Source organism: Streptomyces glaucescens (genome assembly GCF_000761215.1).
GTDB lineage: Bacteria > Actinomycetota > Actinomycetes > Streptomycetales > Streptomycetaceae > Streptomyces > Streptomyces glaucescens_B.
In genome coordinates this window covers 6,955,709-6,973,273 of sequence record NZ_CP009438.1, presented here as the reverse complement: position 1 = coordinate 6,973,273, position 17,565 = coordinate 6,955,709, and the positions used below count along the sequence as shown (strand labels likewise).

The window sequence follows — 17,565 nt, the reverse complement described above, 5'->3', positions numbered from 1 at the left end:
CTCCTCGGCCACTCGCGCGGACGCGACGTCGGTTCCGCTTCCCTGCTGAAATCGCTTTCTGATCCTGCGCGAAACCTTGTCATGCCCCTGAGGCCACCCTATTCTCACCGCACGGAAAGCGCTTTCCCAAGCGCGTGCCTGACGCTGACCGACCGGCCGGAGCCGCACTTCCGGTACGTCACCCGCCGGTCGCAGCGGTCACCGCACACGCAGAGCCGCCGCGCCCTCGGCGGCCTGCCGAACCGACGCACGTCTGCACACTCCGGCACCACCCAGCGTTCCGAGGACGACTGACGAATGGGGAGACGAGGATGAGACGACCTGCCGCGCTGCGGCTCCACGCGGCACTGGCCACGCTGGCACTCGCGGCCGCGACCGGTGCGGTCCTGTCGGCGCCCGAGGCGTCGGCGGCCACCGCCGGCCCCACGGGGTACGCGACCCAGAACGGCGGCACCACCGGCGGCGCCGGCGGGCAGACCGTCCGGGCCACCACGGGCACCGCGATCCACCAGGCCCTGTGCAGCCGGGCCAGCCGCAGCACCCCGATCACCATCCAGGTCGAGGGGACCATCAACCACGGCAACACCAGCAAGGTGTCGGGCACCGGTTGCAGCACCGCCGACGGCGTGATCGAGCTGAAGCAGATCAGCAACGTCACGATCGTCGGGGTCGGCAGCGGCGCCGTCTTCGACCAACTGGGCATCCACATCCGGGAGTCCAGGAACATCATCATCCAGAACGTGACCGTACGGAACGTCAAGAAGTCCGGTTCGCCCACGTCCAACGGCGGTGACGCCATCGGCATGGAGAGCGGTGTCCGCAACGTCTGGGTCGACCACGTCACGCTGGAGGCGTCGGGCGGGGAGTCGGAGGGCTTCGACGGCCTCTTCGACATGAAGGACGACACCCAGTACGTGACGCTGTCCTACAGCGTCCTGCGCAACTCCGGCCGCGGCGGCCTCATCGGCTCCAGCGAGAGCGACACCTCGAACGGTTACGTCACCTTCCACCACAACCTGTACGAGAACATCGACTCCCGCACGCCCCTGCTGCGCGGCGGCATCGCCCACATTTACAACAACCACTACGTGCGCCTGAACGAGTCGGGCATCAACTCCCGGGCGGGCGCCCGCGCCAAGGTGGACAACAACTACTTCGAGGACTCCAAGGACGTCCTGGGCACCTTCTACACGGACGCGGCGGGTTACTGGCAGGTCGCGGGCAACATCTTCGACAACGTGACCTGGTCCAGCCGCAGCGGCGACCACAACCCGGCCGGGCCGAACCCGCAGTCCAACACGACCGTCGGCATTCCGTACTCGTACAGCCTGGACGCCGCCAGTTGCGTGCCGAGCGTCGTGAGCCAGACGGCGGGCGCCGGCAAGGGCCTGCGGGTGTCGGACGGCAACTGCTCGCCGCAGACGCCCGGCCCCACCCCGACCACGCCCACCCCGACCCCGACGACGCCCACGCCCACGCCCACCCAGCCCACCGGGACCAACCTGAGCCTCGGAGCGGGCGCCGACGGCTCCAGCAAGGCCGACGGGACGAGCTACGGCAACGTGCGCGACGGCAGCATGAGCACCTACTGGTCGCCGGCCGGCGCGACCGGATCCGTCTCCGTCAAGTGGGGCTCCCCCACCACGGTCTCCTCGATCAACATCCGGGAGACCGCGGCCGCCGCGGGCCGGATCGGTTCGTGGCGGGTCATCAACGCCGACACCGGGGCCGTGCTGGCCACCGGCAGCAAGGCGGGGGTGATCGCCGTCCCCCGGACCACGCTCAGCAAGATCACCTTCGAGATCACCAGCTCCGCCGGCACCCCGCAGGTCGCCGAGTACGAGACCTACGCCGGATGACGGCGCGGTACCGCCGCCTCCCCCTGGGCGGCGGTACACGCGTTGCCGGGCCGGCCCGTCAGGCGGCGGGCCGGTCCCACAGGTCGCACTCGTGGTCCCGGGGGAACGTGAGCGTCGGGGCGATCCCCTCCGGGGCGAGCGTCTGGACCTTCGGGTACGGGCTCCAGCGCGGGGCGTTCGCCGCATACGGCAGTCCGGTCCTGGCGAAGCCGGTCCAGTAGCCGAGCATCGTGTCCGCGAGGGCGCGCTGGGCGGGGGTGCCCGTGACGCCGCCGAAGACGTACCGGATCTCCGAGCCGTGCGGTGCCCCGATCGGGAAGCTGAGCGGCAGGTCCAGGTAGTCCATGGAGTGCCGGTCGGCGAACTCGTACTGGTAGGAACGGGTGTGCCCGGCCATGAGGGCGGCGGTGCGGGACTGGGGGCAGGCGAACCGGGAGTCGGTGAGGACCGCGCCCAGCGCCTCCGCGGGACTGCCGTGACCGGACAGCGGGTAACGGGCCAGGACCTCATCGGCCCGTGCGCCGTACAGCGCGCGGACCGCCGCCGGGTAGTCCTCGGCGGTGAGCCGCCGGCCGGCCAGGTCGTAGGTGGTCGCCACGGTGAGCCGGCCCTCGTCGGCGGTGGTGCCCTGCAGGACGGGGACCCGGTGGAAGCGTCCGCTCGCCAGCGCGTCCGTCACCTGCTCGGGGAGCACGGCACCGTCGACGTTGGGAACCCAGCGGGCGGTGGGGCGGGCCGAGGCGGCGAGCAGGTCGCCGGCGGGCCTGGCGCGCAGGCAGGCCACGTCGGCGCAGCCGAGGGAGTCGGCCCAGGCCCTGCCGTCGTTCTGCTGCGACTCCCGGGTGGGCAGCGGGAAGCCGCAGCCGGACTGGGCGATGGCCCGGTCGAAGAGCCCGGCCGCGGACGGGGAGACGAGGTGCTGGCAGACGCTGCCGCCGCCCGCCGACTCGCCGAAGACGGTCACGTTGCCCGGGTCGCCGCCGAACGCGGCGATGTTGTCCCGCACCCAGCGCAGGGCGGCCTGCTGGTCGAGCAGACCGTAGTTGCCGGACACGCCGTGCGGCGACTCCTCGGCGAGTCCCGGGTGGGCGAAGTAGCCGAACGCCCCGAGGCGGTAGTTGAGGTGGACGGTGACGACGTCGCCCTCGGCGGCCAGGGTGCCGCCGTCGTAGAAGCTGCCGGAGCCGACGGTGAAGCCGCCCCCGTGGATCCACACCATCACCGGCCGCTTCAGCGGTGAGCGCTGGGCGGGGGTGTGGACGTTGAGGTACAGGCAGTCCTCACTGGGCGTGCCGGGGCCCGCGAGGTTGCCCCACGGGGTGGACGACGGCAGCTGCATGCAGGGGTTGCCCGGGGTGGTGGCGTCGCGGACCCCGGTCCAGCGCGCGGGCCGCACCGGCGGCTTCCACCGCAGGGAGCCGACCGGTGGCGCGGCGTACGGGATGCCCAGGTAGGCGTGGGCGGTGGTGCCCGCCTTGCCCCGCAGCTGCCCGTACCGGGTGGTGACCGTGGGCCCCTCGGAGGACCCGGCGGGCGTGGCGGCCTCGGCGGGCGTGACGGCCGTGCCGACGGCCGACAGCAGCAGGGCGGCCGACAGGACACCCACGCGGCACAGGCGCGGTAAGCGCGGACGGTACCTGGTCGGAAGCGTTCTCGGAGCGGACATCGACACCTCGCAGACGGCTGGACGGCACGGTGCGTGCAGTGTCGGCGGCCGGGGGGCGCCCGGGACCGCGTAAATCACCAGTGCCCGCGGACGGGAGCCGTCCCCGAGCGGCCCGCGGGGGGGGCTTCGGCTGCCGTCCGGGCAGCCTCCGCCCCCTCCGGGGAAGGCGCGGCCGGCCTCAGCCCGCCTGGCCCGCGGCCTCGCGCGGGCTCGCGGCGGTGGCGGACTCCTCGACGAGGCGTTCCATGCCGCTGGTGGTCTTCAGCGGCTTCTCCTTGACGAAGAGGACGGCGAGGAGGGCGAGCAGCGCGAACGGCGTGGCCACGAGGAAGAGGTCGGCGGTGGCGACACCGTAGGCGTGTTCCACGACGGCCCGCATCGGCGCCGGCAGGGTGGCCATGTCCGGGACACCGTGTCCGGCGGCCTGTCCGCCGGCGGGGGCGCCGGCCTCCGCAACGCTCTTGGAGATCTCGTCCGTGACCCGGTTGGCGAGGATCGCGCCGAGCACGCTGGTGCCGATGGTGCCGCCCATGCTGCGGAAGAAGGACAGCACGGAGGTGGCGGCGCCCAGTTCGGCGGCGGGGACGTCGTTCTGGGCGGCCAGGACCAGGTTCTGCATCAGCATGCCGACGCCGATGCCGAGGACCGCCATGTACAGGCTCAGCAGGGCGAAGTGCGTGCCGGTGCCGATCGTCGAGAGCAGGGCGAGGCCCACGGCCATGACGGCGGCGCCCGCGACGAGGTAGGCCTTCCACCGGCCGGTCGCGCTGATGATCTGTCCGGCGACCGTGGAGGACACCAGCAGGCCCAGGACCATGGGCAGGCTCATCAGACCCGCGACGGTCGCGGACTTGCCGAGGGAGACCTGGAAGTACTGCGAGAGGAAGACGGTGCCGCCGAACATGGCCACGCCGACGAAGAGGCTGGCGACGGTGGTCAGCGTGACGGTGCGGTTGCGGAAGATGTCCAGCGGGACGACCGGCTCGGCGGCCCGCGACTCGACGAGGACCGCGACGGCGAGGAGGACGACGCCCGTTCCCGTGAGGGCGGCGGTCTGCCAGGACGCCCAGTCGAACCGGTTGCCCGCCAGTGAGACCCAGATGAGCAGCGCGCAGACACCGGCGACGATCAGGAAGGCGCCCAGGAAGTCGATCCTCACTTCGCGGCGGGCCACGGCCGGCAGCTTCAGGGTGCGCTGGAGCAGCACGATGGCCAGCAGCGCGAACGGGACGCCGATGAAGAAGCACCAGCGCCAGCCGAGCCACGAGGTGTCCACCAGCACGCCGCCGATGAGCGGGCCGGCCACGGTGCCGACGGCGAAGACGGCGCCGAAGATGCCCGAGTACTTACCCAGCCTGCGCGGCGGGATGATGGCGGCCATCACGACCTGCGCCAGGGCGGTGAGACCGCCCGCGCCGATGCCCTGGGCGACCCGGCTGAAGATGAGCAGGCCCACCTCGTGGGAGAACCCGGCCAGCAGCGAGCCGACCACGAACATGCCCAGGGAGAGCTGGAGCAGCAGCTTCTGGTCGTAGAGGTCCGACAGCTTGCCCCACAGCGGCACGGTCGCCGTCATGGCCAGCAGCTCGGCGGTGACGACCCAGGTGTAGGAGGACTGGCTGGCCCCCAGGTCGGCGATGATCCGGGGCAGGGCGTTGGACACCACGGTGCCTGCCAGGATGGCGACGAACATGCCGGCCATCAGCCCGGACATCGCCTGGAGTATCTGCCGGTCGGACATGGCGGTGGGCGGCGCCTGCTCCGGCGCCGGTGTTGCGTTCACGGGGTCTCTCTCGGTTCGGGTGGCGGCTCGCGCGTCGGGGCAGGGGCCGTTCGCGCGCGGCGCACCGGGACGGGGACAGGGGTCGTCCGGGGCCGGCCGGCGCGGTTGCGCCGGTCCGGGCGGGGGGCGGGTCAGGAGCGTCCGGCGGTCCCGGACGGTGCCGGCAGCCCGGCGGCGAGGTGGTCGAACGTCTCGTGGAAGACGTCCGTGAAGGCCCGTTCCTCCTGGCGCACGCACCAGTGCTCGAAGGCGACGCGGACGGCGGTCACGCAGACGGCGGCCAGCAGGTGCGGGTACAGGCCGAGGGTGCTCCTGCGGCTCTCCTCGTCGGCGGGGGGTGCGGCGGGGCCGCCCGCGCCCATGCGTTCGGCGAGCGTTTCGGCCAGGCCGAGTTCGTCGGCCGCGTGCACGCCGAGGCTGCGCACGAGCAGCCGGGGGGACCGGCGCAGCACCTCGGCGTGCAGCCGCCACAGTTCGTGCTGCTGCTCGACCTCCGCCAGCTCCGCCGCCAGGGCGTGCCGCAGCGCCTGGAGCGGTGGCAGCTCCACGGGGGCGTCGAGGACGGCGCGGCGGAGCCGTGCACTGGTCTCCGCGCCGATCATGACGAAGACGTCGTCACGGGAGTCGAAGTAGTTGAAGAACGTGCGCGGTGACACCCCGGCCGACTCGCTGATCGCTTCGACGGTGACGTTCTCCGCCCCGTGCTCCGCCGCGAGCCGGACCGCCGCTTCCACGAGGGCGGCTCGTGTCGCCCTCTTCTTGCGCTCGCGCAGCCCGCCCCGCGGTGCACTCTCCTCTGCCACGTTTTGCATGGTACGCAAATCTGCAGGGACTGCAAAAAGCGGCTCGCTGTGCGCGCCGGCACGGATGCGGGGGCGGGCCTCGGCTCCGGGCGCCGCGCCGCGATGGCTCAGCCGGGCCGGAGGCGGTCGATCTCGGCGAGCACCGCGTCCGCGTACGGGCGGACCCGGGCCGTCAGTTCGGCGCTCCAGGTCTCCTCGGAGTAGTGGCGGGTGAGATACAGCTCCCTCGCGTGCTCCAGGACCGGGCGCAGGCCGGGAGGCAGCCGGGGCAGCGCCCAGTCGGCGGCCGCGTCCTTCGGCCTGATCTCGCCGGTGGCGAGTTTCGTCCAGACACGGGCGAGGGTCAGGACGGCGTTGCGGGTGTCGTCGTGGAGTTCGGCGAGCAGCTCGGGAAGGGCCGCCACGCAGGCCCGGGCCAGGTCGGCGGGCGGGACGGGGTCCAGGACCCGGGCCGGCGGCGGGCCGCTGAGCGGGTGAGCGCCCGCCCGGGCGGTGGTGACCAGCAGGGCGAGGTCCGGCATCGGCCGGGGTGCCGGCGGTCCGCCGGCCGTGAACTCCTCGCGCAGCCACTCGCCGTACAGGAAGTCGGCGGTCGGCGGGAACCGCCAGGGGCGCACCTCGGAGTGGACGACGACGGTGAGTTCGACCGCGCGGGGCCCGCCGGGCGCTCCGGGCCCGGAGACGGCCAGCAGCCCGTCGAGCAGTGCCCGCCGCTCCGGGCCGTTCATCCGCCGCCGGGTCACGGCGAGCACGTCCAGGTCACTGGCCGGCCGGAGACCGCCGAGCACCCCGGACCCGTGCGCACAGACTCCGACGACCTCGGGACCCAGCACCCGTTCGACCAGCCGGACGACTTCGCGGACCTGCGCCAAGTCCCGCATGTGCCACGCGTGTTCCACCGCATCAGTATGACCCCGCGGGCAACCTTCGCCATCGGCGCACGGGGTCCTCACATTTCCCTCACTTTCGGTAGGCTCCTCGCGCACTGTTCGCACCACCGAGGGGGGAACCACCTCATGCGCAAGCGCCACGCGATATCCACCGCGGCCGTCGCCGCCGGCCTGCTGGCGGCCGTCGCCGCCGCTCCGGCCCAGGCCGCCGAGTACTCCTCCGCCCTGAAGATCAAGGGCATCCAGTACGACGCCCCGGGCCGGGACGACAACCGGTGCACCGGCGGCAACACCAAGGCCGAGTACCTGACCATCAAGAACTACTCGCGCACCACGACCGTCAACCTCAAGGGGTACGTCGTGAAGGACGCCGCGGGCAACAGGTACACGTTCACCCTCAGCCACAAGCTGGAGCCCGGCGACTACGTGTCGCTGCGCGGCGGCAAGGGCACCGAGTCCGACCGGTACAACGTCGCCTACCGCCAGAACTGCAACTTCATGTGGAACAACGACAAGGACACCGTCTACCTGTACAAGCCCTCCGGCGCCCGCGCCGACGTCCACGCGTACACCAAGGCCGCCAACGACCGGGACGGAAACGGCTACATCACGTTCCACAAGTGACGCGGCCCGGGACACCGCCGGCCGCGCGCACGCGGCGGGCGGTGTCCCGCAGCCACAGGGCGCTGCGTTTGGGGACGCGGGCCTGGGTGGCGTAGTCGACGCGGACCAGGCCGAAGCGGGCGCGGTAGCCCTCGGACCATTCGAAGTTGTCGAACAACGACCAGGCGAAGTAGCCGCGCACGTCGGCCCCCTGAGCGCGGGCCCCGGCGACGGCCGCCAGGTGGGCGGCGAGGTAGGCGGTGCGGTCGGTGTCGTCGACGAAGCCGTGGGCGTCGGGACGGTCCGCGTAGGCGGCGCCGTTCTCGGTGACGACCATCGGGATGCCCGGGTAGTCGCGGGAGACGCGCAGCAGCAGGTCGGTGAGGTCGTGCGGCATCACCTCCCAGCCGAGGCCGGTGACCGGGAGGCCGCCGTGCGGGAGGCCGCGGGTCACGGGCAGGCCGTCGGCGCCGGTGGTGGCACCGTGCTCGTCGGTGCCGGAGGTCCGCATGGAGCGGTAGTAGTTGACGCCGAGGGTGTCGATGGGGGCGGCGATGGTCTCCAGGTCGCCGTCGCGGACGGGGATCTCCACGCCGTGCGCGGCCAGGTCGTCGACGAGGTCCCGGGGGTAGCTCCCGCGCAGGACCGGGTCGAGGTAGAACCGGAAGCCGAACGCGTCGGCCCGGCGGGCGGCCTCCCGGTCGGCCGCGCTGCCGGTGGCCGGGCCGCTGGTGCCCAGCAGGTGGCTCACGGCCAGGTCCAGCGGACGCCGGGCGGCCGAGCGCAGCCGCCGGACGGCGAGACCGTGGGCCAGGTGCAGATGGTGGACGGCCCTGACGCCGTCGGCGAGGGAGCGGCCGCCGGGGGCGTGGACGCCCTCGACGTACCCGAGGACCGCCGCGCAGAACGGTTCGTTCAGGGTGGTCCAGTGGGTGACCCGGTCGCCGAGCCGGTCGTGCACCAGCTCGGCGTAGTCGGCGAAGCGGTGGGCGGTGTCCCGGGCGGGCCAGCCTCCCGCGTCCTGCAGTTCCTGGGGCAGGTCCCAGTGGTAGAGGGTCAGCCACGGGGTGACGTCCCGGGCCAGCAGCTCGTCCACGAGACGGTCGTAGAAGTCGAGGCCCGCGGGGTTGGCCGGACCGCGCCCGCCCGGCTGGACGCGCGGCCAGGCGACGGAGAAGCGGTAGGTGTCCAGGCCCAGGGCGGCCAGCAGGGCGACGTCCTCGGGCATCCGGTGGTAGTGGTCGCAGGCGGTGTCGCCGGTGTCCCCGCGGGCGACGGCGCCCGGGACGCGGCAGAAGGTGTCCCAGATGGACGCCGTACGGCCGTCCTCGTCGGTGGCGCCCTCGATCTGGAAGGCCGAGGTGGCGGCGCCGAACCGGAAGTCGGGGGGCAGCCGGTCGATGAGTGCGGCGTGGTCGGCGGCGGCCTGCGGGGCGGTCGTGGTCATGGCGGGTTGCGGTCCTCCGGTGGGAAGGGGGTGCGCGGGGGCGGGACGGAACCGGCCCGGACGCCGGGGGGAGCCGTGCGTCCGGGCCGGACGGTCGGAATGGTCAGGGCAGCCGGTGGTCGGCGTTCAGCACGGCGCCGCGCTCCGGGTGGTTCTGGTCGTAACCGCGCGTGTCGCACTGGAGGCCGCCCACGATGCAGTGGTCGACCAGCGCTTTGAGGGTCCGCTCCTCCCAGGCGTTGAAGAAGTCGTAGTGGAAGGAGTAGCCGCGTCCACTGGCGAGGCGGACGTCGCGCATGTCGCCGTTGACCGGCCACGCCATCTTGAACTCGATCATCGGCAGGGCGACCGGGTGGGAGGCCGGGCACATGTTGTCGTTGGTGCCGGGTCTGACGACCGGGTAGGCCATGTGGCTCTGGTGGTCGGGGGTGTCGAGGTACTTGCCGTCCCAGCAACTGGGCGCCTGCATGCGGATGTTGAGCTGGACGTCCGGCCGGCTCGGGCAGCTCGCCGGGAAGTCGACGTTGAAGAAGCTGTCACCGCATTCCCAGCCCTCGACGAAGCCCTTGTGGCCGCGGAACTGCTGGGCGCTCTGCATCGGGTCGCCGACGACGAACCGCAGCCCCTTGGGGAAGGGCCGCACGCTGGTGTAGTCGGTGACACCGGACTTGTAGTAGATGACCTGCGGCCCGACGGGCAGGACCTTCCTGTCCCCCTTGTACAGGGACGGCATCCAGTAGGCGGAGGCGTCGGCGGGTGCCAGGCAGGTGGTCCTCCCTCCGGACAGACTCGCCGTGGTGCTGACGGCGTTCGTCGTCGTGTTGCCCATGAAGGTGTGGTCGTGGGACCTGCCCGGCTGCCCCGGGTACACGATCGGGTCGTCCGGCGCGGTGTGCGTGACGGCGCAGTTGGCCTGGAACTCCTTGTGGTAGCGCGGCGGCGGGGTCGCGGTGGACGGGGTCACGCCCGTGACCTGGGGCACTGCCGGTATGTACCCGTCACCGTCGGGGTCGTCGGCGGACACCTGGGCCGACACCGCGGTCATGTGCCCGGTGTGCCCGGTGTGTGCGTGGGCCGGGGCAGCCGAGGCGGCCGGGGCGTCCTGGGGGCCGGCCGCCGTGGCGACGGTGCCGATGCCGAGCACGCTTGCGATCAGCGCGCTGCCGAGCAGCAGCACGGGGAGCTTCGAACGTGGTCTCATGGGGCCTCCTTGCCCGCCGAGGTGCCAGATGGGTGCGGAGGGCGCCGCCGGGCGCCCTCCGGGCGTCGTCAGCTGTAGATGCCGAACTCGTGCAGCGAGTAGCCCCAGCCGGTGCCACGCGCCGTCAGGTGCAGTCGTACGTGCCGTGCGGTCGCCGCCACGTCGATGGTGTCGACGTCCCCGTTGCCGTCGGCCGTGGTGTGGACCGTGCGCCAGGTGGTGCCGTCGTCCGAGACCTGGACCTCGTAGGACCTGGCGTAGGCGGGGTCCCAGACGAGCTGGATCCGGCGGACGGGCGTGGCGGAGCCGAGGTCGACCCGGATCCACTGCGGGTCGCTCCAGTCGCTGGCCCAGCGGGTGTCGGTCCGGCCGTCCGTCGCCTTGGCGGGCTCGCAGGGGCAGTCGCCGTACGAGGGCTGGAAGGAGGACGCGGTGGTCGGCTTGTTCAGCGCCACGTTCGTGCCGGTGACCGGCGGGGCGACGACCTTGACCGACTCCGTCTCGATGCCGACGTTGCCGCGGCCGTCCTCGGCCTGGAGGTACACCTTCCACACGCCGAGCCTCTCGGGAGCCGTCACGGCGAAGGTCCCGTTGCCGGTGGACCGCCACCTGGCCTCGACCAGGCGCTTGTCGCCGCTCGCGTAGTTGCCGCTGAGGAAGACCTTGTAGGCGATCGGGTCGCCGTCGGGGTCGCGCACGTCCGCACGGACGGTGAACTCGCCGCCCGCCGGTGCCGACGAGGCGGGGCTGACGGTCATGTCCGAGATGACGGGCGGGGTGTTGTCGTGGCCGGCCGTCCCGGTGTAGGCCCGTTTGACGGCGTAGTAGGACAGCCTCTTCAGCCCGTCGGGCACGAGGTTGAACCAGACACCGCCGAAGTCGTGCTCGACGCCGTAGTGGAACAGGGTCGCGCCCAGGGCGACACCGTCGTGCCGGGTGACGCAGTTCCACGCCTTGGTGTACCCCTCGGCCTTCTGCACGTCGGTCGGTTCGTCCGGGACGCCGTTGGCGTCGTCCGGCACCTCCCACTCGCCGGCCGGTCCGGCCTCGGTGATGAGGTACGGCTTGGTGTAGCCGCCCTCCTCCCAGTCCTCCTGGACACCGCAGATGTCGCCGTAGGAGTTCATCGAGTACAGGTCGAGGTCGGGCGCGTTGCGCTTGTAGTAGGGCCAGGCACCCGTCCACGCGTCGGTGGAGGTGACGGGGTGGTCGGGGTCGATGCCGTGGATCCTCCTGGCGACGTCGTTGACGAAGCTCGTGTACGCGTTGCGCTGGGCCTCCAGCTCCGCGCCGCTGTAGCAGTTCTGCAGACCGAGGACCGATTCGTTGCCGACGTTCCACATCAGCGTCGCGGGGTGGGACTTGTACGTCTCGACCCACCTGGCGAACTCGTTCAGCGCGGTGTTCTTGTACGTGGTGTCGGTGACGTAGTTCACGCATCCGCCGGAGCCCGGTCCGCCGCCCGGCTGCAGCCAGAAGCCGTTGATCACCCGGATTCCCTGCGCGGCCGCGGCGTCCAGCAGCGGCTCGGTGCCGCCGTCGGTGCCCCAGGTGCGGATGGTGTTCACGCCCATCGACTTCACATCGGGCAGGTACCGGCCCGCGTCCGCGACGGCTGGCCCCCAGGTGAGGCCCTTGACCGTGTACGGCTGCCCGCCGACGGTCAGCTGCCAGTCGCCCTGGCTCCCGCTCACCCGGACGGCGCCGCCCGGAGCGGGCTGCCCGGACTCGGCGCCGTAGACCTGGAACTCCCACAGCGAGTAGCCGTAGCCGGTGGCGCGGGTGACGCCCTGGAGGCGGACGTAGCGGCCGGTGCCGGTGACGGTCAGGTCGTCGGTGCCGCCGTCGCCGTCGGTGACGGTCCTGGCGGTGCGCCAGGTGGTGCCGTTGTCGGAGAGCTGGATGTGGTAGGCCTTGCCGTAGGCCGCTTCCCAGGTGAGGACGACGCGGCTGATGTCGGCGCTCCTGCCGAGGTCGACCTGGAGCCATTGGCTGTCGGTCCACTGGCTGGCCCAGCGGGTGCCGGTGAGGTCGCCGTCGACGGCGGCGGAGGCGGTGAAGGCGGCGCCCTCGGTGGACGAGGCGGTCGCCGTCTTCCCTTGCGAGAGCAGGGTGTCCGCGGCCGTGGCGGGGCCGGCCGTGACCACGGTGACCGATCCGGCCAGCAGCGCGCCCAGCGTCACGAGCGAGGCTGCGTCGCGTCTTCTCCTTGCGGTGCGGGGCGAGTCCATTGCGGCTCCTGTGCGGGCGTGGAGAGAGGGAGGGGTGGCCTCCTTCCGGGCGGCGCGGCGGGGAGTGGAAGGGCGCCGCCCGGAAGGGAGTTCACGGGACCGTCAGGGAAAGGAGACGACGGTCGAGGGGACGGTCTCGGTGCCCTGGGTGGGGGCACCCGTGTCGTTGATGACGTGCTCGAAGTGACCGTTGCCGCCGAGCGAGACGGTGAGCAGGCTGTGGAACCTCACGCCGGGCTTGACCGGGGCCTTGAAGCCGTGGTCCTGGCGGATCGTCGGGTCGACGTTGTAGTAGCAGTAGCTGCCCATGCCCCAGCCCTCGTGGGTGTTCACGGAGTCGTCGACGCGGTAGGCGGCGTAGCCCTTGGTGGCGCCGTTCTGGATGGCGGCCTGGTTGGGGGCGTCGTACGCCTTCTCGTTCTGGAAGAAGATCGTCCGGCCGCGCTCGCCGTACCACTCGACGTCGTACTTGTTGAAGTGCTCCACGAACAGCCCGGTGGCCAGTACGTCGTCACCGTTGACCCGCACGCCGTAGTCGGCGCGGTTGGTCTCCCAGCCGACGCCCTCGCCGTGGTCGGCCCGCCACACCCAGGTGTGGTCGATGATCGTGTCGTCGTTGTTGACGACCATGCTGGTGGTGGCCTTGCCCGCGCCCGCGCCGCCGATGCGGATGTACACGTCCTGGACGGTGGTGGGGTTCGCGGAGTGGTCGGCGGAGGCGTTCTGCGGGCCGACTTCCAGCAGCGTGGGCGAGTTGACCGGCCCGGCGTCGATCAGGAAGCCGGCGAGCCGCACGCCGTCGACGTCGGCGACCCGCATCGCGGTCACACCGTTGTCCGGGATGATCGTGGCGAGGCCGAGGCCCAGCACGATGGTGCCCGCCCGGTTGACGTCGATGGTCCGGTCGACGTGGTAGACGCCCGGGGTGAACAGCAGGTGCAGGCCCTGGGCGAGCGCCTGGTTGATGGTCGCGGCGGTGGTGCCGGGCTTGACGACGTAGAAGCGGCTGAGCGGGATGGACTCGCCCTGGGGGGTGCCGCTCGCCCAAGTGGTGCCGCGCGCGTTGGTGCGCTTGGCGGGGGCGAACACCTTGTACTCGTTGCCGTCGAGGTAGAGGAACGGCTTCTCGCGCGAGACCGGGGTGCTGGCCAGGGTGGTGTAGCGGGGCTCGGGGAAGCTGTTCGCCGGGGCGCCCTCGACACCCGAGAAGACCTGGTTCCACACGGAGTTGGACCAGCCGCCGATGCTGCTGTCCCGCGTGTACCACTGCTGCTGGGAGTAGTTGCCGATCTGGCCGTCGATCTTCGAGTCGGCGATGTAGCCGCCGCTCGCCCAGCCGTAGCCGTTCGGGGCGAGATTCAGGCCGCCCTTGACGTGCATGCGGCGGAAGGACGACGCCTGCGAGACGGCCCACCGGTTGGTGCCGTTGACCGGATTGACCGCGAGGTTCTCCGCGCCGCGCCAGAAGTTCTGGGTGGCGTTGCCGTTGAACCAGCCCGCGTCGACGGTGATGTCACCGTTGATCAGCGTGTCGTCGGGCTTGAGGCCGAGGCCCGCGATCTGGGTGTAGAAGCCGATCTGGGCGTTGAGGTTGTTGTAGGTGCCGGGCTTGAACAGGAAGGCGTGCCGGCCGGTGCCGAACTGCGCGGACTCCTGCTGTTTGAACACCGCGTCCAGCTTGCCCTGGATGTCGGGGGTGGAGGGGTCGATGACGTGCACGTTGGGGCCGAGGTCGCCGCCGCCGGGGAGCTGGGGGGTGTCGCCGGTGCCGCCGTAGACCTGGAACTCCCACAGCGAGTAGCCGTAGCCGGTGCCGCGGGTGACGCCCTGGAGGCGGACGTAGCGGCCGGTGCCGGAGACGGTGAGGTCGTCGGTGCCGCCGTCCCCGGCGGTGACGGACCTGACGGTGCGCCAGTCGCTGCCGTTGTCGGACAGCTGGATGTCGTAGGCCTTGCCGTACGCCGCCTCCCAGGTCAGGACCACCCGGCTGATCGCGGTGCGCTGGCCGAGGTCGACCTGGAACCACTGGTTGTCGCTCCACTGGCTGGCCCAGCGGGTGCCGGTGAGGTTGCCGTCGACGGCGGCCGGGGCGGCGAACGCCGCACCCTCCGTGGAGGAGGCGGTGGCCGGCCTGCCCTGCGACAGCAGGGTCTCGGCGGCGGTCGCCGGGGCGGCCGGGACGAGTGCGAGCAGCGTGCCGACCAGGGACGAGACCAGCGCGCCGGCGGTGGCGCGTCTGGTGGCCGGGCCGGATCGCCGCAGAGCCGGCGGTATCCCGACTGAAGGCATGGGGTCTCCTCGTGTGGGGAGTGGGGAAGGAAGCTTGGGAGAGCGCTCTCCCGGGAGCTTGCCGCCCAGTCGGTGAACGGTCAAGGATCGCGGCACACTTTTCTTTCGTCTTGCCTTAAGCCTTCGGCCGCAGCGATCGAGACGTTTCCCGGGCATGATCGACACCTGCGCGTACCCGCCCGGCGACAGCGCGTTAGGGTGCCGGAGTGACCAAGAGGGGACCGACTCTGGAAGACGTCGCACGTGAGGCCGGAGTCTCGCGTGCGACGGTGTCGCGCGTGGTCAACGGCGTGCGCAACGTGGACCCGCGGATCCAGGAGGCGGTGCGCCGGGCGATCACCCGCACCGGCTACACCCCCAACCAGGCGGCCCGCTCACTCGTGACCCGCCGCACGGGTGCGGTGGCGCTGGTCTTCTCCGCGGCGGGCGAGGCCTTCGCCGCGCGCGTCTTCGCCGACCCGTTCTTCGGGCGCGTGGTCGACGGAGCGCTGGGCTTCCTGCGCGAGCGGGCCGTCCAGCCGGTGCTCCTGGTCGCCGAGTCGGAGCAGGCCCGGACGCAGGTCGTGCAGTACCTGCGGCAGGGCGCCGCCGACGGCGCCCTGGTGGTCTCCCTGGACGCCGACGACCCGCTGCCGGGGATGCTGGTGGCAGCGGGTGTTCCCACCGTCCTCTTCGGGCGCCCTCCCGGCCCGCTGCGGGCGGGATACGTCGACCTCGACAACGCCGCGGGCGCCCGGCTCGCGGCCGGTCATCTCCTCGCCCGCGGCCGGCGGCGCCTGGCCACCATCGGCGCACCCCGCTCCGCCCCGGCCGCCCGGGAACGCCTCGACGGCTTCCGCGCGGCGCTGGCCGAGGCGGGGATCACCGGCGTCCCCGTGGTCAGGGGCCGGTTCACGGCCGCGAGCGGACGGGAGGCGATGGCCCGCCTGCTGCGCGAACACCCCGGGCTCGACGGGGTGTTCGCCGCCAACGACCTGATGGCGCTGGGCGCGTGCCAGTACCTGCGGGAGCGGGGTGTCGCCGTGCCCGGTGACATCGCCGTGGTGGGCTTCGACGACTCGCGGGCCGCGACCGAGTGCCGGCCCGGACTCACGACGGTGCGGCAGCCGGTGGAGGAGATGGCCGCGGCGATGGCGCGGCTGCTGGTCGACCGGCTCCGGGGCGCCGCGGAGGAGGGCTCCCGGGTGCTCTTCGATCCGGTGCTGGTGGTGCGCGAGTCGTCCTGACCGCCCGGCGGCGCTCGGCCGGCCCGCGGCCGCCCGAGCGCGAAGGCGGTCGCGGTGTCTCGTCCGGCCGCGGGCGGTGTGACCGGCCGCGGCCGCGCCCGCGCGCCCGACCCGGCCGCGGGCGGCGTGCCGGGGGCGGGCCGCCGGCCCGCCCTCGCGACGTCAGGCGCCGGGGCGGGCGGCTCCGACGGCGGCGGACACGGCGTTGCGGTGGGCGCGGATGATCTCCGCGTAGCGGCGGCCGCTGCTCTTCATGGTGCGCTTCTGGGTCGCGTAGTCCACGTGGACCAGCCCGAAGCGCTTGTCGTAGCCGTACGCCCACTCGAAGTTGTCCAGCAGGGACCAGGCGTAGTAGCCGGCCAGCGGGGCGCCCTTGCGCAGGGCACGGGCGCAGGCGGCCAGGTGGTCCTCCAGGTAGCGGGTGCGCTCGGGGTCGTGGACGCTGCCGTCGGGGGCGACGGTGTCCGGGTAGGCGGAGCCGTTCTCGGTGACGTAGATGCGGCGCACCCCGTAGTCGTCGGTGAGCCGCATCAGCATGCCCTCCAGGCCCGCCGCGTCGACCGGCCAGTCCATGCCGGAGCGCGGCACGCCGGGCACCTTGACCTCCCGGGCGTACGGCACCGGTCCGTCGGGGTCGTCGACGACGACGGACGGGAAGTAGTAGTTGAGGCCGTGCCAGTCGGTCGGGCTCGCCATCACCTCCAGGTCGCCGGGACGTTCGGGCAGTTCGACGCCGTACAGCTCGCGCATGTCGGCGGGGAAGCCACGGCCGTACACCGGGTCGAGCCACCAGCGGTTGGTGTGGCCGTCCAGCCGGACGGCCGCCGCCGCGTCCTCGGGGCGGGCGGTGGCGGGCTCGACGGTGGAGTGGTTGGTGACCAGGCCGATCCGCGCGCCGGGCGCGGCGGCGCGGACCGCCTGCACGGCCAGGCCGTGGGCGAGGAGCAGGTGGTAGGAGGCGCGCACGGCGGCGGTGAGGTCGGTCAGGCCGGGGGCCATCCGGCCCTCCAGGTGGCCGATCCAGCCGGAGCACAGCGGCTCGTTGAGGGTGGCCCAGCGGGTGACCCGGTCGCCGAGCCGTTCGGCGACGACGGAGGCGTACGCGGCGAGGTGCTCGGCGGTGTCGCGCCGGGTCCAGCCGCCGCGGTCCTGGAGGGCCTGGGGCAGGTCCCAGTGGTAGAGGGTGACGGACGGGGTGATGCCGGCGGCGAGCAGTCCGTCGACGAGCCGGTCGTAGAAGTCGAGGCCGGCCGGGTTGACGGGGCCGTCGCCGCCGGGCAGGACGCGGGGCCAGGCCACGGACATGCGGTAGCCGTCGGTGCCGAGTTCCTTCATCAGGACGATGTCCTCGGGCCAGCGGTGGTAGTGGTCGCAGGCCACGTCGCCGTGGTCGTCGTTGTCCACCCGGCCGGGCGTGTGGCTGAAGGTGTCCCAGATGGACGGGGCGCGGCCGTCCTCGGCCACCGCGCCCTCGATCTGGTAGGCGGATGTCGCGGTGCCCCAGGTGAAGTCGGCCGGGAAGGCCGCCAGGTCGAGGGCGTGCGGGGCTGCGGATTCGGACACGGGG

General features: G+C 72.5%; 12 protein-coding genes. 3 read left to right on the top strand and 9 right to left on the bottom strand.

Translation table 11 applies throughout. The features are described from left to right. Positions 1 to 311 precede the first annotated feature (311 nt). Positions 312 to 1,859, top strand: coding sequence for a polysaccharide lyase family 1 protein (locus tag SGLAU_RS30170; RefSeq protein WP_043505732.1), 1,548 nt, complete (start codon positions 312 to 314; stop codon positions 1,857 to 1,859). 58 nt (positions 1,860 to 1,917) lie between these two features. Here the strand turns inward: SGLAU_RS30170 and SGLAU_RS30165 are convergent, their stop codons facing one another. From SGLAU_RS30165 to SGLAU_RS30150, 4 genes are all read right to left on the bottom strand, one after another. Continuing rightward, positions 1,918 to 3,465 (bottom strand): carboxylesterase/lipase family protein, encoded by a 1,548-nt coding sequence (locus SGLAU_RS30165; RefSeq protein WP_244315283.1) that lies wholly within the window; start codon positions 3,463 to 3,465, stop codon positions 1,918 to 1,920. 238 nt (positions 3,466 to 3,703) lie between these two features. Continuing rightward, positions 3,704 to 5,266, bottom strand: coding sequence for an MDR family MFS transporter (locus SGLAU_RS30160; protein WP_208869013.1), 1,563 nt, complete (start codon positions 5,264 to 5,266; stop codon positions 3,704 to 3,706). A gap of 173 nt (positions 5,267 to 5,439) precedes the next feature. Further along, on the bottom strand, positions 5,440 to 6,120 hold the full coding sequence (locus SGLAU_RS30155) for a TetR/AcrR family transcriptional regulator (RefSeq protein WP_043505729.1): 681 nt from the start codon (positions 6,118 to 6,120) through the stop codon (positions 5,440 to 5,442). A 98-nt stretch (positions 6,121 to 6,218) separates the two neighbouring features. After that, positions 6,219 to 6,992 (bottom strand): aminoglycoside adenylyltransferase family protein, encoded by a 774-nt coding sequence (locus SGLAU_RS30150; RefSeq protein WP_043505728.1) that lies wholly within the window; start codon positions 6,990 to 6,992, stop codon positions 6,219 to 6,221. Positions 6,993 to 7,127: 135 nt separating this feature from the next. Here SGLAU_RS30150 and SGLAU_RS30145 point away from each other — a divergent pair, with 135 nt between their 5' ends. After that, the gene (locus SGLAU_RS30145) at positions 7,128 to 7,625 is read left to right on the top strand and encodes a lamin tail domain-containing protein (RefSeq protein ID WP_043505727.1); all 498 of its coding nucleotides are present in this window, start codon (positions 7,128 to 7,130) and stop codon (positions 7,623 to 7,625) included. Here SGLAU_RS30145 and SGLAU_RS30140 read toward each other — a convergent pair. The 4 genes from SGLAU_RS30140 to SGLAU_RS30125 all read right to left on the bottom strand — a co-directional run bounded on the left by SGLAU_RS30140 (position 7,609) and on the right by SGLAU_RS30125 (position 14,772). Beyond that, positions 7,609 to 9,051, bottom strand: coding sequence for a GH1 family beta-glucosidase (locus tag SGLAU_RS30140; protein WP_043505726.1), 1,443 nt, complete (start codon positions 9,049 to 9,051; stop codon positions 7,609 to 7,611). The two genes, SGLAU_RS30145 and SGLAU_RS30140, sit on opposite strands and share 17 nt — an antisense overlap. A 103-nt stretch (positions 9,052 to 9,154) precedes the next feature. Beyond that, a complete protein-coding gene (locus SGLAU_RS30135; protein WP_043505725.1) occupies positions 9,155 to 10,252 on the bottom strand; it encodes a DUF1996 domain-containing protein in 1,098 nt (365 codons plus the stop codon). Positions 10,253 to 10,320: 68 nt separating this feature from the next. Further along, a complete protein-coding gene (locus tag SGLAU_RS30130) occupies positions 10,321 to 12,483 on the bottom strand; it encodes a discoidin domain-containing protein (RefSeq protein ID WP_043505723.1) in 2,163 nt (720 codons plus the stop codon). A 102-nt stretch (positions 12,484 to 12,585) separates the two neighbouring features. Next, on the bottom strand, positions 12,586 to 14,772 hold the full coding sequence (locus SGLAU_RS30125) for a discoidin domain-containing protein (RefSeq protein WP_043505722.1): 2,187 nt from the start codon (positions 14,770 to 14,772) through the stop codon (positions 12,586 to 12,588). Positions 14,773 to 14,978: 206 nt separating this feature from the next. On the opposite strand from SGLAU_RS30125, the gene SGLAU_RS30120 reads away from it, so the two are divergent. Continuing rightward, positions 14,979 to 15,998 (top strand): LacI family DNA-binding transcriptional regulator, encoded by a 1,020-nt coding sequence (locus tag SGLAU_RS30120; RefSeq protein WP_043505721.1) that lies wholly within the window; start codon positions 14,979 to 14,981, stop codon positions 15,996 to 15,998. 162 nt (positions 15,999 to 16,160) lie between these two features. On the opposite strand, the gene SGLAU_RS30115 is transcribed toward SGLAU_RS30120, so the two are convergent. Then, positions 16,161 to 17,561 (bottom strand): GH1 family beta-glucosidase, encoded by a 1,401-nt coding sequence (locus SGLAU_RS30115; RefSeq protein WP_043505719.1) that lies wholly within the window; start codon positions 17,559 to 17,561, stop codon positions 16,161 to 16,163. Between the last annotated feature and the right edge of the window lie 4 nt (positions 17,562 to 17,565).